At 61.1% G+C, this 2,162-nt stretch carries 3 protein-coding genes and 1 pseudogene; all 4 read right to left on the bottom strand.

Going from position 1 to position 2,162, the window contains the following annotated elements; all coding sequences use genetic code 11:
• Positions 1 to 127: pseudogene (locus DSM100238_RS09595) on the bottom strand (lactaldehyde reductase); the annotation flags it as partial.
• A 417-nt stretch (positions 128 to 544) separates the two neighbouring features.
• Positions 545 to 769 (bottom strand): phage holin, encoded by a 225-nt coding sequence (locus DSM100238_RS09150; RefSeq protein WP_152356352.1) that lies wholly within the window; start codon positions 767 to 769, stop codon positions 545 to 547.
• 14 nt (positions 770 to 783) lie between these two features.
• Positions 784 to 1,884 (bottom strand): GH25 family lysozyme, encoded by a 1,101-nt coding sequence (locus DSM100238_RS09145; protein ID WP_167511144.1) that lies wholly within the window; start codon positions 1,882 to 1,884, stop codon positions 784 to 786.
• 10 nt (positions 1,885 to 1,894) lie between these two features.
• The coding region (locus DSM100238_RS09430) for a hypothetical protein (RefSeq protein WP_167511143.1) at positions 1,895 to 2,162 on the bottom strand (268 nt) is incomplete at its 5' end.

Here is a 2,162-nt window from a genome sequence, read left to right as displayed (position 1 = left end):
CCGCCTGGACCGCCTCCTCGCGCACGGTCTGCAAATCGCCGGTCATCCCGGCCGCAATGGCGAACGCCTGGGCGATATCACGGGACTTTTCGCCGGAGTAGTCTTTGTTGTATTCCATGACCGGGGCGTGTGCTGCATACACTGGAATCGTGTAATCCTTACTGCCGCAACCGATACGCGGACATGCACGTCAGGTTCGCCAGCTCCGATTCTCGCCCATTCCCGTACAAACCACACATGCCACGGGAACACACACAAAACCATCACCGGGAACCAGAACGGCAATGGGCTTCATGCGGATACAGAAAAAGCCCCGGAACATTCACCATGCTCCGGGGCTTTCCTTGTGTAATCCGCGCAACCGCGAACGGCTGCGACCATGACGATGATACCGTTACCGGCAACACCGGTCATGCTTACATGTTCACTTGTATTTTAACTCGCACCGGCAGGACCGGTGGCGTCGAAACGCCCCGGCCGAACCGTAGGCGTGTCTACGTGATACCGCCAACCATAGCAGCACCTCTCGTGTCATGCAAGCAGACTACTCGGCCTTAGCGCCGCCGGTCGGAGTGGCGCTGGCATTGCTCGCGCCGACGAGCGCGCCGACGAACGTACCGATAGCGGTGACCGTGGTGACGATGGCCGTCAAATGCGGCCAACCCCACGCCGTACCCACAGCACCAAGCAATGTGGCTAACGCGGGCAGGACGATAAGCCCGACCCACTTCAACGCTTGGTATGCCTTACCAGGCAGCAGATACTCCATGATTCCTCCTATCTCTAGAATCGTCCCGTGTTGAGGCGGATTTGGATTTTGCGCGCAGTGTCATAGCCGAGAATACCGTCCGGGTTCGCGCCCACATACCGCTGAATCGCGCGGATGGTGGTACGGTCAAGCAGACCGGTCTGCCGCAAACCGAATTTACGCTGTACCGCGCGGACGAGCGTCGAGCCACGATGGTTGCGGTGGGTTACGGCGTAAAGCCTCGGACGGTACCAGACGACGTACTGGCCGCTGATCTCACCGTCCACGGGTGTGCCCATGACACGCTGCCATTGACAGATGGTCTTGTAGCCGATTTTCCCGTCCGTGTCCAACACGGGGCGGATAGTCCGCGCCGCGGGGGCGGGGGTGCTCGGTTTCGGCGCGGGCTTCACGGTCGCCTGAGAGCCGTTGCCGCCGCGCGCGTAAGCATCCCAAGCTACCCCGTCACCGTAGAAGATATCCAAGTCGAGGCGTCCCGCATACCCGGCGAGCACACCCTCGCTCGTGTACTGGCGCATCGCCTCATTGAAGCGCCCGCCGTGCCACGGGTTGGACTGCCAGCCGGTCGGATTCATCGTCGCGTAAGCGGCGGGCCAGATGGCGCAGTTCGCGCGCACGTCAGCAGGAATCTTACCCACGCCGCTTTCGGGGATGTAGATGACCGGCCACACGCCCGTCACCGCGTGGACGCGGTTCACGAACGTCCTGATCCAATCCCCGGCACTCGCACTGTAGTAGACCTTGTTGCCGCCCATCTCGAAGTCCAAGGCGAGCAGCGCCTTGCCGCGCCACCCGCCTATCGAGCTGACGAAGTGGTCGGCTTCAACTGTCGCATCCGCGCCGTCCGCGTAATGGTAGACTCCGATTTTCTTGCCTCGCCGCTGGGCGCAGGAGAGCTGGGCGGCCATCTTCGGGTTCGCATACCACGTGCCCTCAGACGATTTCACGACCGCGAAATCATAATCCTGCACGGTGCAGGTCACCGTGTCCGACTGCCAACTGGCGACGTCGATGCCGTTCAATGCGGCCATCGCGCTCGGGGCCGCCGTCAACCCCACCACCAGTGTGATGATGGTGGCGACCAATCCCGCTCGGGGCGGGCTTTTCCACTTCATATAATCCTCCTTATTCTGGTTGTGTCGAATAGTCGAAATAGTTGAGTCCAGTGGTTTGGAGTTTCTCGTAGTCTTCCTGCGTGCAGACGATGAGTCGCGCGTAATGCGCGACTTTGCCATCGCCTGCCATGCTGGTGAGTACAGGTGTGGGCGTGGTCGCACCACTCGCCTTGTCAAGGCAGGGGAACTGCCATGTGATGCGTGTTCCCGGCCATGGCTGGCCATTGAGGTAGCCGGGTGGGCCGTTCAGGGTCAGGTTGGTGTGGTTGAAGCTGACG

The sequence above is a fragment of the Bifidobacterium apri genome, from assembly GCF_009299485.1.
GTDB lineage: Bacteria > Actinomycetota > Actinomycetes > Actinomycetales > Bifidobacteriaceae > Bifidobacterium > Bifidobacterium apri.
The sequence above is the reverse complement of the archived record's forward strand: the minus strand, read 5'-3'. Positions and strand labels throughout refer to the sequence as shown.

What these genes read in the sequence shown, in the direction of transcription:
- DSM100238_RS09150 (WP_152356352.1), bottom strand. Translation starts at nt 769, where the DNA reads ATGGAGTATCTGCTGCCTGGTAAGGCATACCAAGCGTTGAAGTGGGTC.
- DSM100238_RS09145 (WP_167511144.1), bottom strand. Translation starts at nt 1,884, where the DNA reads ATGAAGTGGAAAAGCCCGCCCCGAGCGGGATTGGTCGCCACCATCATC.